Consider the following 16,195-nt stretch of genomic DNA (forward strand, 5'->3'; position numbering starts at 1 on the left):
ACGTCTTCCGTATGCTCTCTGCGATTGTCGGCGGCACTCTGATCGATGGACTGGGCGGCGATCCGATCAAGTCCGGCGCCGTGGTAATCGAAAACGGGAGAATAATCGCTTCGGGACCCAGCGATAAATTAGCAATTCCTTCCAACGCGCAGCGCCTTGACGCGTCGGGACGTACTATCCTGCCGGGCTTCATTGACTGCCACGTCCATGGCACGTATCGCGCCCGCGACATGCGGCAGCATCTGCTCAACACGCCGACCTACAATGTCCTGCGCTCGATCGACATCTTTCGCGAGACGCTGGCCTGCGGCATCACTACCGCGCGCGACATGGGCGGCGCCGACGCTGGCTTCCGCGCTGCGATCGAAGAGGGGCTGATCGACGGCCCGCGGCTGCTGATCTCGCTCGGCATGATCTCGCAGACCGGCGGCCACGGCGACTATTGGGTGCCGGCCGACATGCGCATCAAGAAGCGCGCCTGGCTACCCGACACTGTCGCCGACGGCGTCGATGACATCCGCCGCCTGGTGCGCGAGCTGCTGATGCGCGGCGCCGACTTCATCAAGATCTGCGCCACCGGCGGGATCACGTCGGTCACCGACAGTTGGGACGAACCGCAGTTCACCATCGAGGAAATCCAGACCGCCGTCGACGAAGCCGCCGCCAAGCGTCGCCGCGTCGCTGTCCATGCCGAAGGTATCGATGGCATCCGCAATGCGGTGAAGGCCAACATCCACACGCTCGAGCACGGCTGGTTCCTCGACGAGGAATGCGCCGACGAGATGATCAAGCGCGACACCTGGTGGATACCGACGCTGGCGCTGGTGCCGCTGTCGGTGAAGAAGCGCACCGAGGACAAGTCGTGGGCCGGCCACCAGATGGGCCAGGAAGACGTCAAGGATAAAGAGATCTACGACCGGATGCAGGACCAGATCCCGATCTGGAAAGAAGCGGTGCGCCGCGGTGTCAAGGTCGCGATGGGCACCGATCAGTCGCATCGTCTCCTGGTCGGCGAGAACATGACCGAGCTGAAATTCATGGTCGACTGGCTCGGCATGTCGCCGATGGACGTGATCGTCGCCTCGACCAGCAAGGCCGCCGCATGCATCGAGCGGCCGGAGCTCGGTGCGCTGGCGCCCGGCAAGGTCGCCGACGTGCTGGTGATCGACGGCGATCCGCTCGCCGACATCCGCGTGATGGAAGATCGCGCCCGCCTGCATCTCGTCATGAAGGCCGGCAAGGCTTTCACCAACAAGCTGTCTTCGTAGTCGAACTCTTCGTAGTCAAAGGACCGATCCGATGAGACTGAACCGCTTCATGATCCGCCCGCTGGTCGAGCAGGCGCTGCGCGAAGAGCTCGGACCGGGCGACACCACCGGTGGCTTCCTGGTCGGCGACGATCCGGTGCAGACCGCCCAGATCTACGCCAAGGGCCACGGCATCGTCTGCGGCCTGCTGCTCGCCGACGAAACCATCAAGCAGATCGATCCGGATGCCAAGGTCGAGTACGTCGTGCAGGACGGCGACGTCGTGGGGCCCGGCACGGTGCTGCTGCGCGTCCAGGCGCGCGCCTCGACCTTCTTCATCATCGAGCGTAACTCGCTCGACTGGCTGCAGCAGATGTCCGGCATCGCCACCAAGACGCGGCGTTATGTCGATCTGGTCAAGCACACCAAGGTGCGCCTCACCGACACTCGCAAGGGCTGGCCGGGACTGCGCATGATCATGAAGTACGCGGTCCGCGTCGGCGGCGCCCACAACCACATCTTCAGCCTCGCCAACTGCATCCTGGTCAAGGACAACCACATCAAGATCGCCGGCTCGATCACCAATGCGATCGAGACGTTGCGCGCCACCGCCCAGCACACTTTCAAGATCGAAGTCGAGTGCGAGACGCTCGAGATGGTCGAAGAGGCGCTGGCCTGCGGCGTCGAGATCATCATGTTCGACAACATGGACCTCGACGAAATGCGCGAGGGCCTCAAGCTGGTGAACGGCCGCGCCATGACCGAAGCTTCGGGCGGCATCAACGAGCAGACCATCGTGCCGATCGCCGAGACCGGCGTCGATATCATCTCGGTCGGCGATCTGACGCATTCGATCCGTGCGCTCGACATCAGCCTCGACGTCAAGGACATCAAGCCGAGCGCGCATCGCACCATCAAGCGGATGAAAGAAGCTGTGAGCTGACAGAGGCGCCGGCGCAAGGCCGGCGGATCGGCGGACCCGAGATGAGCGTCCAGGTACGAGCGAGGGAAGTCGAGACTGGGAGCGGCCTGCGCGAAGCTTTCGCGCATGTCGACACCTGGATCTTCGATCTCGACGACACTCTCTACCCGCGCTCGGTCGGCGTCCACGAACAGCTCCGCCGCCGAGTCGTTGCGTTTGTCGCCCGGCATATGGGGCTCGAGCATGAGGCCGCCGAGGCGATCCACCTTGATTACTACGAGCGGTTCGGTTCGACGCTGCAGGGCATGGTCGAACTGCACGGCGTGGTACCGGCCGAGTTTCTCGACTTCGTTCACGACATCGATCTGTCGATGCTCGTGCCGAATCCGCGGCTGATTGCCGCGATCGGCAAACTGCCCGGCCGGCGCGTGGTCTTCACCAACGCATCGCGCGGCCACGCCGAAGCCGCGCTGGCGGCGATGGGGCTGTCGCAAGAGTTCGACCTCGTCGTCAGCATCGAAAACAGCGGCTTCGTCGGCAAGCCGCATCTCAGCGCATTCGAGCTGTTGTTCGCCGGTCACGGCGTCGCGCCCGCAACAGCGGCGATGTTCGAGGACAGACCTGGTAACCTCCTCGTGCCGCATGAACTCGGCATGAAAACCATCCTGGTGGTTGATCCGAATCAGCGCGCCGCTGCGGCGGACGGCGCGATGCGGCCAAGCCATGTCGATTATGTCGTCGAGAATTTGGTGTTGTTTCTCGACGATCTTTCAATCCGTGCGTGAAGAGCGAACTATCTGGTCGACGATGCGTCATTTGTAGAAGAACAGTTCAATAAGTAAGCAAAGAATGTCTCATCTTTGCTCTCGCGATCGGATCGAAACTATGTAGTTTCACTGCCAATCGAACGCGCTTCATGATCGGCGCGGGGCATGACGCGAAGGGGTGTATCGATGAAGAGGACGACGCTTGCATTGCTACTTTCCGCGGCCGGGGCGATCGGTTTCGCCGGACTGGCGAAGGCCGAGACTCCGGTCAAGATCGGCATCGTGCAGGCCACGTCCGGCGGATCGGCGGCGCTCTACGGCGTGATGCAGAAGAACGGCGCCGAACTCGCGATCGACGAGATCAACGCCTCCGGCAAGCTCGGCGACTACAAGCTGATCGGCATCCATCAGGACGACGGCGGCGATCGCGGCCAGACGGTCAACGTGTTTCAGCGTCTGATCAATCAGGAGAAGGTCGCGGTCATCCTCGGCCCGACGCTGACGACCTCGGCCTTCGCGGCCGATCCGATCGCCCAGAAGGCCGGCGTGCCGGTGATCGCCAGCTCGAACACCGCGCCGGGCGTACCGGAGATCGGCGATTACATCTTCCGCACCAGCCCGCCGGAGGCGATGGTGTTTCCTGGCGTGCTGGCCTACGTCAAGAAAAAGTTCGCGCCGAAGACCGCGGCGCAGATCTACGGCATCGACGACGTGCTCATGAAGTCGGCCTATGCGGTGCATAAGAAGGCACTGGAATCCGAAGGCATCAAGATCGTCTCGACCGAGACCTTCCAGAAGGGCGACGTCGATTATTCGGCGCAGCTCACCAAGATCAAGGCGGCCAATCCGGACATCCTGGTGATCGGCGGCCTCGCCGAAGAGACCGCCAACATCGTCCGCCAGGCGCGTCAGCTCGGCATCCCGCCGTCCACGGTGATCATGGGCGCCAACGCGGCGATTTCCAACAAGCTCGCCGAACTCGCGGGCGCGGCGGCGAATGGTTTCGTCGTCGGCGCCGGCTGGTTCATCAATTACGACAGCCCGACCAACAAGGCGTTCCTCGACGGCTATCGCAAGAAGTACAATTCCGACCCCGACACGTTCGCGGCGCAGGCCTACACCTCGGTGTATGTGGTCGCCGATGCGGTCAAGCGCGCGGGCGGCGTGTCCGACCTCAAGAAGTTCCGCGACGCGATTGCGGCCACCAAGGATCTCGAGGCTAACAACGGCAAGTTCTCGTTCGACGAGCACCGTGAGCCTGTGATCCAGCCCAAGGTGCTGGTGATGAAGGACGGCAAGTTCACTCTGGCCACCGACTGATACGCAGGCCAGATGTCCACCTTCCTGCAGCAACTCGTCAACGGCATCTCGCTCGGCTCCACCTACGCGGTGTTCGCGATGGGGTGCACGCTGATCTTCGGCGTGCTCAACATCGTCAACATGGCGCAGGGCGCCTTCTTCATGGGCGGCGCTTACTTCGGGCTGGAAGCGGCGCAGCTCGGGCTGCCGGCGCCGTTGGCGCTGGTGGTGGCGCTGCTCGGTGGCGGGCTGCTCGGCGTGCTGAGCGAGCTCGTCATCTTCCGGACGCTGCGGGCGCGGGGCGGGCATCGCTGGATGGGGCTGGTCGCCAGCCTGGCGCTGGCGCGGATGCTGGTCGGCGTTGCCCAGGAAGCGTTCGGCACTCAGGTGCAACGCTATCCGGCGAGTCCGTTGCTGCAGATATCGTGGGAGTTCGGCGGCGTCCGCGTGCAGTTTCTGCAGGTCGTCATTCTGGTGGTGTCGCTGCTGTTGATGGCGGCGCTGGCCTTTCTGCTGCAACGCTCCTCGGTCGGTCGGGCCATCCGCACCGTGGCGTTCAGCGAAGACGTCGCCCGCATCGTCGGCGTCCCGGTCGGCCGCACCATCCTGATCACGTTCTTTCTTGCCGGGGCGCTGGCGGGCGCCTCGGGCATGCTGCTCGGCAATCTGTTCAACGTCGTGTCGCCGTTCATGGGCGAGCAGATGCTGGTCAAGGGACTGACCGTCATCATCCTCGGCGGCCTCGGCAACGTGCCGGGCGCCGTCGCCGGCGGCTTTCTGCTCGGGCTGATCGAGGTGTTCAGCGTCGCCTATGTGTCGTCGTCCTTCCGCGACGCCATCGGTTTCGGCCTGATCTTCGTCATCCTGCTGGTCAAGCCCAACGGATTGTTCTCCTCTTTCGAAGAGCGCCGGGCATGAGTGCTGGGTTCTCGCAGTTCTTCGCCAGCTATTCGAACATCATCGATCTCTGCCTGCTCAATTCGCTGATCGCCTATGGGCTGTTCCTGGCGCTGAGCGCCAACATGTTCTCGCTGGCGACCGGCGGCTTCATGGCGCTCGGCGCCTATTGCAGCGTGTACTGCACGATGGAGCTGGGCTGGCCGTTCGCACCGGCGGTGCTGGCCGGCGCCTTGCTAGCGGCTGCCGGTGCGGCGCTGATCGGCGCGCCGGTGCTGCGGTTGCGCGGCGATTACTTCATGCTGGCGACGTTCGCCTTCACCGAAGTGATCCGGGTGATCGCGCTGAACTGGGACAGCGTCACCGGCGGTGCGATCGGCATCGTCAACATTCCGCGCTACACCGAGACCTGGCATCTGGCGCTCGCCGTCGTGGTCATGGTCTATGTGGTGTTCACGCTGCGACGCTCGTATTTCGGCCGGGCGATTGCGGCGATCAAGCAGGATGACGTCGTCGCGCAGTCGATGGGCGTCAACGTGTTTGCGCACCGGCTATCGTTGTTCGTCGCCAGCGGCTTCGTCTGCGGCGCCGCGGGCGCGCTGGCGGCGCATCTCAATTTCTTTGTGGGCCCAGGTGATTTCGGGCTGCTGCGCAGCGTCGACGCGCTGATCTATCCGATCCTCGGCGGCGTCAATTCGCTGGCCGGGCCAATCGTCGGCGCCATCTTCACGACGCTGCTGCCGGAGGCACTGCGGTTCTCCAATCAACTGCGCGAAATCCTGATGGGCGCACTGGTGGTGGCCATCGTGCTGTATCTGCCGGGCGGGGCGATGTCGGTGTTCAAGCTGCGCCGGCGCAGGCCGCAGACGCCGGGCGGCGCGAAGCTGGCGCCGGCCACCAAGCAGGCGCAATCATGAGTGGCGCCAAACTCGAAGTCTGGCAGATCGCTAAGCGATTTCAGGGCATCGTCGCAGTCGACAGCATCTCTTTCACCGCCGAGGCCGGCGGCGTCACCGGACTGATCGGGCCGAACGGCTCGGGCAAGACCACCACGATGAACATGATCACCGGCCTGTACACCATCGACGCAGGCCGCATCGCGCTCGACGGCGAGACGCTGTCGGGCTGTTCGCCGCACGAAGTGGCGGCGCGCGGCGTGGCGCGGACGTTCCAGAACATCCGGCTGCTGCCGGATCAGTCGGTGCTCGCCAACGTTATGCTCGGCACCCATCTCGGCCACCGCAAGAACATTCTGGCGGTGCTGGCGCGGCTGCCGGGTGTGGTGAGGGAGGAGCGTGCGGCGGAGAGGCGTTGCCGCGCACTCCTTGACGAACTCAACATCGCCCATCTCGCCAACGTGCCGGCCGGCGACCTGTCCTATGGTGATCGCCGCCGCGTCGAGATCGCGCGTGCGTTGGCGACGCAGCCGCTGCTGCTGCTGCTGGACGAGCCGGCCGCGGGCATGAACCACGCCGAAAAGCGCCAGCTCGGCGATCTGATACTGCAGATCCGCAGCTCCGGCGTCACCGTCCTGCTGATCGAGCACGATATCGACCTGGTGTCGAAGGTCAGCGATCACATCGTCTGTCTCAATTTCGGGCGCGAGATCGCGGAAGGTACGCCCGCTGAGGTGCGCGCCAGCCCGGCCGTGATCGAGGCCTATCTCGGGCGCGACGACGATGCTTGAACTCCGCCAACTTTGCGCCGGCTACGGGCCGGTCGACGTGCTCGAAGGCATTTCGCTGACGGTGCCGACCGGCGCCTGCGTCTGCCTGATTGGGGCCAATGGCGCTGGCAAGACCACCACGCTGTCGACCATCGCCGGCCTGATCGCACCGTCGTCTGGCGACATTCTGTTCGAAGGCGAGCCGATCCGCCGCGTCGCCGCCGAAAAGCTGGTCCAACGCGGCGTCAGCCTCGTGCCGGAAGGGCGCCGGGTGGTGTCGAACATGAGCGTCGAGGACAATCTGCTGATCGGCGCCTACACTCGCAGCGACGATCAGATCGGCGCCGACCTGGAAAGAGTGTACCAGCGCTTCAGCCGGCTGCGCGAACGGCGCAGGCAATTCGCCGGCCAGATGTCCGGCGGCGAGCAGCAGATGTTGGCAATCGGCCGTGCGCTAATGGCCCGGCCGAAGCTGCTGCTACTGGACCAAGCGTCGATGGGGCTCGCGCCGCAGATCGTCAGCGACATCTTCCGCACCATCCGCGAGATCAACAATCTCGGGACCACGATACTGCTGGTCGAACAGAACGCCCGCAAGGCGCTGTCGATCGCGAGCTACGGCTATGTGCTCGAATCCGGCCGGATCAGCGGGGAAGGTGCCGCCGCCGACCTGCTGAACTCGCCGCAGATCGTCGCCGCCTACCTCGGCGGTGACTGAATTCGGGGCGCCGAATTCGCACGCGGCAGAGAAGCCGATTCACGGCCATCACGGTATGCAGCGACGTCCCGAAGCGTGCGATCGCCGCGATGCGTGCGATGTATTCGATCCGTAGCTTCTCGCGGATTTCGTAGAGCGGGTCTGTCGGCGGCCCTGCCAACTGCTGGGCCTCGACGGCGCGCCCCGGCTGACGGGTGGTCGCCTGATGGTGCTCCGACCACGGAGAGCGCATTGGCTCGACACTCCACTGTACCGGCTGCGCTGGGTCTTTGCGCACCGCGAGGATCGCGTCGAGCCGCCGGACCAGTTCGCCGACGCCCAACCAGGCCTTGCGCGCCGCGTTCGGCAATTTCGCCGAATTGCCTTCGTGCGAAATATCGCGGAAGACCGCTTCAGCCCGATTTGGCCGCGCCGCGTTCGTGCGAAACACGGCTGAAGACCGCTTCAGCTCGGAAGCGGTCGTTCAAGGCTGTTCTAGCCGGTTAGAGACATGAACAGCAGCGAGCAGGGCTCTAAGTTGCCTGCGATCGCTGAGACACCGTACCGTTCGGTGTGGGGCTTTACGAACCGAGACCGCCGCATCATGGACGGGACGACGTCCGCTCTGCCGGAGCGGACCTCCGATTGATGGCGATCTTGCTCCAAAACGAGCGCCCCATCTGGAAATTTTGGTCCGGTCTAGGGACGCAAAGCGGAAAAGTAATTAGCTGACCTAAAGCTGGAAGGGGCAAATTCCGCCCAAGACCGTTACCCGTCCTTCGGTGCACTGCCCGGATCGCTCCGAAACGGGACCAGCGGTGGATTCAGTCGCAGACAGCACCCTAGCCAATCCAGATTTGTGCCGAGAGATTACCCGCCGTGGTCGCGTTCCGGTAGCCGTTGCGTCCGCAATGACCGTTCAGCAAAAATCGAGGTCCGGGTCGAGCCCGTTGGGGAGCGCTACAGAGCGCCGCCTTGCTCAAGGTGGAATTCCATTCTGCCGGTCTCCGGACGAACCTTCGCCTATTGGCCCCCCCGGAGCGACGAATAAACGTCGTCTTGCTCGGCAATCGGCAGCCGGCCGGCGCCATCGAGGGACATCTCGGCCTTCGTGCTCGCCTCGGCGCTGCAGCCGGGCTCGCTTCTGCATTGCTGGGGCATCGCAACGGCACTTGGTTTGGCAGACCTGGTCCGAGTCGCCCCCCCCTCGTAGTAGTACAGGCTCTTATCCGCGTTACGAGGGAGATGAGTACTTTAGCGGTGGCCGCGACATGTCTGCGACATTTTCGCATACGGTAATCTACGTAGTTTCCGATAGCGTGTATCTGCCCGTGTTACTCGCGGGATTGGATGTGCAATTTGGTCATTTAGCGAGGCAGGAGCGGCCGCTCGCATCCAAAAGTAATTATCAGCGCTATTCGCGTCCCATAAGTTGAAACAGCCTACGTATATTTTCTTAATCTGTTATCTGCAGACTTCCGGTCACTAAGCGTTAGCGCGGCGATTGCATCACCAATTGTCCCCGCGTGAGGCGCTGCTTGACTGGGGCTGGCAATGACGCACGATCCTACCGGAGCGAAGAATTCGCTGCGGCTTCCTTCCGATTTCAGCATTAGTTCGATCCGGGGAATCTACGAGGCGGTTCGTGAAGCCTTCAGCCGGCAGGGCCGGTTGGAGATCGACTGCTCGAGCGTCGACAAGGCCGACGTCACCTCGGTCCAGCTTCTGCTGTCGACCGCCAAGACCGGTGAGGCGCAGGGCCGGCCGGTCGTCCTGACCGACCTGTCTCAGCCGCTTCGTAACACCATCCGCCGCGCCGGGTTTTCAAGCGACGCGATGATCGATGAGCATTTCCCGCAGAAGAAAGGTGGCTCGTAATGGCCACGATCCTCACTGTCGACGACTCTCCGAGCATTCGTCAGATGATCAAGGTGACGCTGGAGCCGGCGGGCCACAGCATTCTCGAAGCCGGTGACGGCGCGCAGGGGCTCACCAAGGCGCAGTCGACCAAGGTGGACCTCGTCATCACCGACCTCAACATGCCGGTGATGAACGGCCTCGAGCTGATCAAGGCGCTGCGCAAGGTGCCGACGCTGGTCGGCCTTCCGATTGTGTTCCTGACCACCGAATCCAACGAGTCGGTCAAGCAGGAAGCCAAGAGCTGCGGCGCCACCGGCTGGATCACCAAGCCGTTCAAGCCGGAGCAGCTGGTGTCGGTCGTCAGCAGGTTGGTGCGCGCATGACCTCCCTCGATCCGGCCGCAGTTTTCCGCCAGGAAGCCGCCGAGCTTTTCGAGGTCCTCGAAGCTGCGCTGCTCGACCTCGGCCAAGACCCCGACGATCGCGAACTGATCGACGCGGCGTTCCGCGCCCTGCACACCATCAAGGGGTCGGGCGCGATGTTCGGCTTCGACAAGGTCGCGACCTTCACCCATGAATTCGAGACCGCTTTCGAGCGCGTCCGCAAAGGCGAGATCAAGCCGACCCAGGATCTGATCTCGGTGGCGCTGGCCGCCAAGGATTTCATCCGCGCCTTGATCGAAACCCCGGACGATGCCGACTCGATTATCGGCGACTCGATCCTGGCCGATCTCACCCGCTTCGTGCCGCCGGAGGGAGCTGCTGCGTCTGCTGCGGCTGCGCCTGCTCCCGCGACTGCCTCGGCTGCGGAGCCGACCGAGAATCGCCCCATCGGCTGGCGGCTGCGCCTCGAATTCGATCAGCACATTCTCCGCAACGGCTCCAATCCGCTCGATCTGCTCGAGGACCTCGCCAAGCTCGGGCCCTGCTTCGTGGTGCCGCTGACAGACGGCATTCCCTACATCGACGAGATGGAGCCGGAAGACTGCTATCTGAAATGGGACGTCGCGTTGCACTCCGACTGCGACAAGGCGGCAATCGACGACGTCTTCATGTTCGTCATCGACGAGATGAAGCTGACGCTGGAGCCCCTGCTGCAGCAAGACAGACCGACGGCGCCGTTTCAAGACATGCTGCTGGCCGAGCCGCTGCCCGAAGTCGCGGCGTCGGAGGTGTCGATCGTGCCGCCGGCCGAACCCGTTGCGGCAGCCGAGCCCGTCGCATCAGCGCCGAAGCCGGAGCGTCGCAGCGCCGAGCCGCGCCGCGCCGACGATCGCGGCATTGCGACTGTGCGCGTGCAGGCCGAACGGCTCGACGAGCTGATGGACCGCGTCGGCGAATTGGTGATCGCCCAGGCCCGGCTCAGCCAACTTGCGGCACACGGCTCCGACCTGTCGATCAAGATGATCGCCGAGGAAATCGAGCGGCTCGCCTCCAGCCTGCGCGACACCACGATGGGTGCCCGCATGGTGCCGATCGGCTCGCTGTTCGGCCGCTTCCGCCGCCTGATCCACGATCTGTCGCGTGATCTCGGCAAGCCGGTCGAGTTCATCACCACCGGCGAAGACACCCGAACTCGACAAGACCATGATCGAGTGCCTGGCCGATCCGCTGGTTCACCTCATCCGCAACTCGATCGACCACGGCATCGAAGCGCCGTCCGCGCGTGCCGCCGCCGGCAAGCCGGAGCAAGGGCCGTATCGAGCTTGCGGCGGTGCATGCCGGCGCGCAGGTGCTGGTGACGGTGAAGGACAACCGGCGGCGGCCTCAACAACGCGCGCATCCGCGCCAAGGCCGAAGAGCAGGGGCTGATCGCGCCCGGCGCCTCGCTGTCCGATCACGAGATCCATCAGTTTCTGTTCCACCCCGGCTTCTCGACCGCGCAGACGATCTCGGCGCTGTCCGGCCGCGGCGTCGGCATGGACGTCGTCAAGCGCACCATCGAGAACATGCGCGGGTCGATCGATTTGTCGACCGTTCCGGGCCAAGGCACCACGGTGACGCTGCGCCTGCCGCTGACGCTGGCGATCATCGAAGGCCTGCTGATCCGCGTCGGCGATCAGCGCTACATCATCCCGCTGTCGGCCGTCGAAGAATGCGTCGAACTCACCGCCGAAGACGAGCGCTCGCGCGGACGCAACTTCCTCAACGTCCGCGGCAATCTCGTGCCGTTCATGCGGCTGCGTGACGTGTTCGAATCGACGGGCCAGCCCGACGAGCATCAGAAGACGATCATCATCTCGACCGGCGAGACCCGCGTCGGGCTGGTGGCCGACCAGATCATCGGCAACCACCAGACCGTGATCAAGTCGCTGTCTAAGCTGCATTCCAACGTCACGATCTTCTCCGGCGCCACGATCCTCGGCGACGGCACGGCGGCGCTGATCCTCGATGTCGTTCAGCTCGTCGCGCTGGCCCAGGCCCACGCGGAGAAGCAGCAAATGAGCGAGGCAGCGTGATGAGCAAGGATCAGGTTCAGGACGCGACGGGCCACAGCGCCGACGCGATCCAGGTGGTGATGATCGGTCTCGGCGACGAGAAGTTTGCGCTCGACGCCGGAGCCGTTCGCGAAATCATCGATCCTATCCCCGCCACCAAGGTGGCCGGCGCCAAATCGTTCGTGCCCGGCGTCATCAACGTTCGCGGCAACGTCATTCCCTACGCGGATCTGCGCATCCGCTTTGGCATGCCGGCGGCGCAAGAGACGGTCGATACGCGGATCGTGGTGCTCGAAGTCTGCATCGACAACGATCCGGTGCTGGTCGGCGTCACCGCCGACAAGGTTTTCGAAGTCACCGAGATTTCCAAGGTCGACGTCCAGCAGACGCCGCGCGTCGGCATGCATTGGAAGCCCGACTACATCCGCTTCATCACCAAGTGGCGCGAGGAATTCGTGATCGTGCCGAATATGGAACGAATCCTGAATTGAGCGGGTGCGCGATGACGACGGCGTGCGGATGCGACGGACAGTGCTGGGGCGGAGTGTGAGATGGCCGAATTGGCGCAATATCTGACGTTGGGATTGGCCGGAGAGACCTTCGGCATTTCGATCCGCAACGTCCGCGAAATTCTCGACATGCGGCCGATCGCGCGGCTGCCGCACGCGCCCGAATTCATGCTCGGCATGATCGACGTTCGCGGCTCCGGCTATCCGATCCTCGATCTGCGGCTCAAGCTCGATCTGCCTGCGGTGGCGGCGACCGAAGCAACGCGGATCATCATCCTCGACGTCCCGGTCGGCGATCGCGTCGTCGGCGTCGGCTTCGTCGCCGACTGCGTCTACGAAGTCACCGATATCGAGGAGAGCTCGCTGGAGCAGGTCCCCGATGTCGGCGGCAAGTGGAAGTCGGACTACATCGCCGGCATCGGCCGCAAGGGCGATCGCTTCGTCATCATCTTCGATCTCTCCAAGCTGATGGCGACGGCCAAATTACCGGAGCAAGAGCTGGCCATGGAGCCTCCCTGTGCCGCGTAGGCGAGTGTGAGTGGTGTCAGGCGTAGCAACCCAATTCAACCGATAAATTCAGGTGCCAGATAAATGAGAATTACCGTCAAGGCGAAGCTAGCCGGAGCGTTCGGGCTGGTGATCCTGCTGTCCGGCGCTGTCGGCGCACTATCCTACGTCAAGCTCACTCAGCTGTCCGAGGTTTCAGACGACCTGATTCGACGCGCTTCCCGGATCGACAAGGCCGGAGCGATGCAGAATTTCATTCTGAAACAGACCCGCGCCGAGCGGGACATGATCGCGGCGTCGACCGACGCCGATACTCAGAAGTACGCCGAGGAAATCAGACAGCACCGTAAGGAAGTCACGCGAATCCGCGAGGAGATCCACGCGGTCGCGAGCGAAGCCGGCCGCCGGGTGCTGGAGAAATTTGCGGGCGTCTACGACAAGATGAATGCCGTCGAAGACAACATCATCAAATTTGCGGTGATGAACTCCAACAACCACGGCTCTCAGCTTTGGACGGCGGAAGGGCGGCCGGCTCTGAAGCGCTGGAACGAAGCCGTCGACGCCATGACGGCCGAAGCCGGCAAGCTTCCGGTTTCGCCCGAGCGCGCGAACGCGCTACTGATCATGCAGACGCTCCGTACCGAGGCCGAAGCCATTCAAAAGCAGATGGCTATGTCCTTCTACGCTTCGAGCCTGGAAGACCTTGGCGCGATCATCAAGGTAGCGGCTGATGACATGGAGCAACTGCGCTCAACCGCGCAACGAAGCGGCGCTGCTCTCTCGGCCGCGGGTCTATCGGGTGCGGTCATCAGCGGCCAGACTGAGCAACTGCTGAAGGTCTTCGGCCGCGTCTTCGACATCGTCAAGGAAGGCGGCAATATTCACGCCGCGTCGCTCGCAGCCACCGAGGGCCACGAGTCCGCGGCGGTCGCGATTGCCGCGTCCAGCGAATACAGCGAGCTGACGCGCAAGCTGATGGCCGAAACGGCGGCACATGCGGCCGAGGATGCCTCCAGCGCGAAGATGATTCTTGTCGCTGTTCTGGCCGTATCGCTCTTCATCGGCGTCGGCTCTGCCTTCTGGATCGCGCTGGCGATCGGCCGCGGTCTGGGTCGTGCGGTCGGTCTCGCGCAAGCGGTCGCGGATGGCGACCTCAGCCAGAAGATCGAAGTCTCGAGCAACGACGAAGTCGGTGATCTGGTGAATTCGCTGAACCAGATGAATGACAAGTTGCGCCAGATCGTGTCGGAGACTCTGACCGCTGCGCAGAACGTTTCGGCCGGCAGCCAGGAACTGTCCGCGAGCGCCGAGCAGCTCTCGCAGGGCGCGACCGAACAGGCCTCGTCCGCCGAGGAAGCGTCGTCGTCGATGGAAGAGATGGCTGCCAACATCAAGCAGAACGCCGAGAACGCCAATCAGACCGAGAAGATCGCCGCGCAGTCCGCCAAGGACGCCGAGGCGAGCGGCGCTGCCGTCGGCCGTGCGGTCGAGGCGATGCAGACCATCGCCGAGAAGATCACCATCGTGCAGGAGATAGCTCGCCAGACCGACCTGCTGGCGCTGAACGCGGCCGTCGAGGCGGCCCGCGCCGGCGAGCACGGCAAGGGCTTCGCGGTGGTGGCTTCGGAAGTGCGCAAGCTCGCCGAACGCAGCCAGGCATCGGCTGCCGAGATCGGCACGCTGTCGGCCGAGACCGTCAAGGCGGCGGTGGAAGCCGGCGAGATGCTGGCCAAGCTGGTGCCTGACATCAAGAAGACCGCCGAACTGGTCGAAGAGATCACCTCGGCCTGCCGCGAGCAGGACGTCGGATCGTCGCAGATCAACCAGGCAATCCAGCAGCTCGACAAGGTCGGCCAGCAGAACGCCAGCGCGTCCGAGCAGGTGTCTTCGACCTCTGAAGAACTCGCCTCCCAGGCCGAACAGCTGCAGTCGACCATCGCGTTCTTCCGCATCGAGGAGAGCGGCGCGAAGCTGCAAAGCGCGCCGATCGACAAGGCCGTGAGCCAACTGCGCCGCAAGGCCGCCCATATGGCTGCGGTCGATCGCGGGCCTGCGAAGAAGCCGGCCGCCAAACCGCAGCGTCAGCTGAAGGCAGCTGGTGGCGGCGGCTTTGCCTTCGCGCTCCACGACGGCGAGGACGACCGCGACGCGGACTTCCAGCGCTGATCGGATGCGGTCGGCATGGAGCACAAGTTGGCCATGGAGTCGTCCCGTGCCGCGTAGGTGAAGAGTGAGTGGTGTCAGGCGTAGCAACCCAATTCAACCGATCAATTCAGGTGTGAAATAAAATGAGATTCACGGTCAAAGCTAAGCTAGCAGCTGGGTTCGGCATCGTCATTCTGTTGTCCGCTATCGCCGGCGGGCTCGCCTATATCAAGTTGAGCGATATGGCGGCCACGACGGAAGTTCTCTCGGCGGCCGCGGGGCGCCTCGACAAGGCGAGCCAGCTCAAAGAAATGCTTCTGCAACAGATCAGAGCCGAAAAGAACTCGATTTTGGCGAACTCCGACAGCGATGTCGATCGCTATGTGACGGAGATCGGCAACATCCGCACAAAGCTGACGCAAGCGCGTGACGAGGTTCACGCCAGCGCGACTGAAAGCGGCAAGAAAATCCTCGACAAGTTCTCGGCCGCCTATCTGCGGGTGAACAGCGCTCAAGATCAGACGCTGCGGCTTGCCAAGACCGACAAGGCCAAAGCAGTTGAATCGTCGACGACGGAAGTTCGTAAGGCCGTCGGCGAAGCGACTGTTTCCCTGGACGAGTACGTGACCTTTGTCCGTAAACTGATGTCGGATCGATCGGAACAGGCCAAAGAGGATGGAGCGCGCGCTCAGCTGATGCTGATCAGTCTGGTCGTCGCGTCCTTGATCATCGCGGTGATCGCCGCGGTCTGGATCGCGATCAACATCAGCCGTGCTTTGGCCCGTGCTGTCGACCTTGCTGACGCTGTCGCGATCGGTGACCTCAGCAAGAAGATCGAGGTCTCGAGCAACGACGAGGTCGGTGACCTGGTGAAGTCGCTGAACGCCATGACGGCGAATCTGAACGCGACTGCGGCGGTCGCTAATAAGATCGCACTGGGCGACCTCACGGTCGACGCCAAGCGCCTGTCCGAGAAGGATACGCTGGGCATCGCGCTGGAGCAGATGATCGAGAAGCTGCGTCAGATCGTGTCCGAAGCGCTGACCGCCGCGCAGAACGTTTCGGCCGGCAGCCAGGAGCTCTCGGCCAGTGCCGAGCAGCTCTCGCAGGGTGCGACCGAGCAGGCCTCGTCCGCCGAGGAAGCGTCGTCGTCGATGGAAGAGATGGCTGCCAACATCAAGCAGAACGCCGAGAACGCCAACCAGCCCGAGAAGATCGCCGCGCAATCCGCCAAGGACGCCG

At 63.5% G+C, this 16,195-nt stretch carries 15 protein-coding genes and 1 pseudogene; 15 read left to right on the forward strand and 1 reads right to left on the reverse strand.

Going from position 1 to position 16,195, the window contains the following annotated elements:
- Positions 1-11 precede the first annotated feature (11 nt).
- From I5M_RS26300 to I5M_RS26335, 8 genes are all read left to right on the forward strand, one after another.
- On the forward strand, positions 12-1,268 hold the full coding sequence (locus I5M_RS26300; RefSeq protein WP_022724119.1) for an amidohydrolase family protein: 1,257 nt from the start codon (positions 12-14) through the stop codon (positions 1,266-1,268).
- A 31-nt stretch (positions 1,269-1,299) separates the two neighbouring features.
- Positions 1,300-2,190 (forward strand): carboxylating nicotinate-nucleotide diphosphorylase, encoded by an 891-nt coding sequence (gene nadC, locus I5M_RS26305; protein WP_022724120.1) that lies wholly within the window; start codon positions 1,300-1,302, stop codon positions 2,188-2,190.
- A 41-nt stretch (positions 2,191-2,231) separates the two neighbouring features.
- Positions 2,232-2,954: a pyrimidine 5'-nucleotidase gene (locus I5M_RS26310; protein ID WP_022724121.1), complete on the forward strand. Its 723-nt coding sequence runs from the start codon at positions 2,232-2,234 to the stop codon at positions 2,952-2,954.
- 168 nt (positions 2,955-3,122) lie between these two features.
- A complete protein-coding gene (locus tag I5M_RS26315) occupies positions 3,123-4,256 on the forward strand; it encodes an ABC transporter substrate-binding protein (RefSeq protein WP_022724122.1) in 1,134 nt (377 codons plus the stop codon).
- Positions 4,257-4,268: 12 nt separating this feature from the next.
- A complete protein-coding gene (locus I5M_RS26320) occupies positions 4,269-5,153 on the forward strand; it encodes a branched-chain amino acid ABC transporter permease (RefSeq protein WP_022724123.1) in 885 nt (294 codons plus the stop codon).
- Positions 5,150-6,049 carry a branched-chain amino acid ABC transporter permease gene (locus tag I5M_RS26325; protein ID WP_022724124.1) on the forward strand — a complete coding sequence of 300 codons (900 nt, stop codon included), beginning with the start codon at positions 5,150-5,152 and terminating at the stop codon, positions 6,047-6,049. The genes I5M_RS26320 and I5M_RS26325 overlap by 4 nt, the downstream gene beginning before the upstream one ends.
- Positions 6,046-6,819, forward strand: coding sequence for an ABC transporter ATP-binding protein (locus I5M_RS26330; protein WP_022724125.1), 774 nt, complete (start codon positions 6,046-6,048; stop codon positions 6,817-6,819). The genes I5M_RS26325 and I5M_RS26330 overlap by 4 nt, the downstream gene beginning before the upstream one ends.
- Positions 6,812-7,516: an ABC transporter ATP-binding protein gene (locus I5M_RS26335; RefSeq protein WP_022724126.1), complete on the forward strand. Its 705-nt coding sequence runs from the start codon at positions 6,812-6,814 to the stop codon at positions 7,514-7,516. Before I5M_RS26330 ends, I5M_RS26335 begins: the two co-directional genes overlap by 8 nt.
- Here the strand turns inward: I5M_RS26335 and I5M_RS32520 are convergent.
- Positions 7,443-7,946, reverse strand: coding sequence for a hypothetical protein (locus I5M_RS32520; RefSeq protein ID WP_148287965.1), 504 nt, complete (start codon positions 7,944-7,946; stop codon positions 7,443-7,445). The two genes, I5M_RS26335 and I5M_RS32520, sit on opposite strands and share 74 nt — an antisense overlap.
- 1,103 nt (positions 7,947-9,049) lie before the next feature.
- Here I5M_RS32520 and I5M_RS26350 point away from each other — a divergent pair.
- The 7 genes and pseudogenes from I5M_RS26350 to I5M_RS26380 all read left to right on the forward strand — a co-directional run.
- Positions 9,050-9,373, forward strand: coding sequence for an STAS domain-containing protein (locus tag I5M_RS26350; RefSeq protein ID WP_022724130.1), 324 nt, complete (start codon positions 9,050-9,052; stop codon positions 9,371-9,373).
- Positions 9,373-9,738, forward strand: coding sequence for a response regulator (locus I5M_RS26355; protein WP_022724131.1), 366 nt, complete (start codon positions 9,373-9,375; stop codon positions 9,736-9,738). Before I5M_RS26350 ends, I5M_RS26355 begins: the two co-directional genes overlap by 1 nt.
- Positions 9,735-11,813: pseudogene (locus tag I5M_RS30665) on the forward strand (chemotaxis protein CheA). Before I5M_RS26355 ends, I5M_RS30665 begins: the two are co-directional and overlap by 4 nt.
- Positions 11,813-12,283 (forward strand): chemotaxis protein CheW, encoded by a 471-nt coding sequence (locus I5M_RS26365; protein ID WP_022724132.1) that lies wholly within the window; start codon positions 11,813-11,815, stop codon positions 12,281-12,283. The pseudogene I5M_RS30665 and the gene I5M_RS26365 overlap by 1 nt, the downstream one beginning before the upstream one ends.
- Positions 12,284-12,343: 60 nt before the next feature.
- Positions 12,344-12,829, forward strand: a complete 486-nt coding sequence (locus I5M_RS26370) for a chemotaxis protein CheW (protein ID WP_022724133.1) — start codon at positions 12,344-12,346, stop codon at positions 12,827-12,829.
- 63 nt (positions 12,830-12,892) lie between these two features.
- Positions 12,893-14,974, forward strand: a complete 2,082-nt coding sequence (locus I5M_RS26375; RefSeq protein ID WP_022724134.1) for a methyl-accepting chemotaxis protein — start codon at positions 12,893-12,895, stop codon at positions 14,972-14,974.
- 122 nt (positions 14,975-15,096) lie between these two features.
- Positions 15,097-16,195: HAMP domain-containing protein (locus I5M_RS26380; RefSeq protein ID WP_022724135.1), on the forward strand; the 1,099-nt coding region annotated here is incomplete at its 3' end.

The sequence above is a fragment of the Rhodopseudomonas sp. B29 genome (genome assembly GCF_000333455.1).
Classification (GTDB): domain Bacteria; phylum Pseudomonadota; class Alphaproteobacteria; order Rhizobiales; family Xanthobacteraceae; genus Rhodopseudomonas.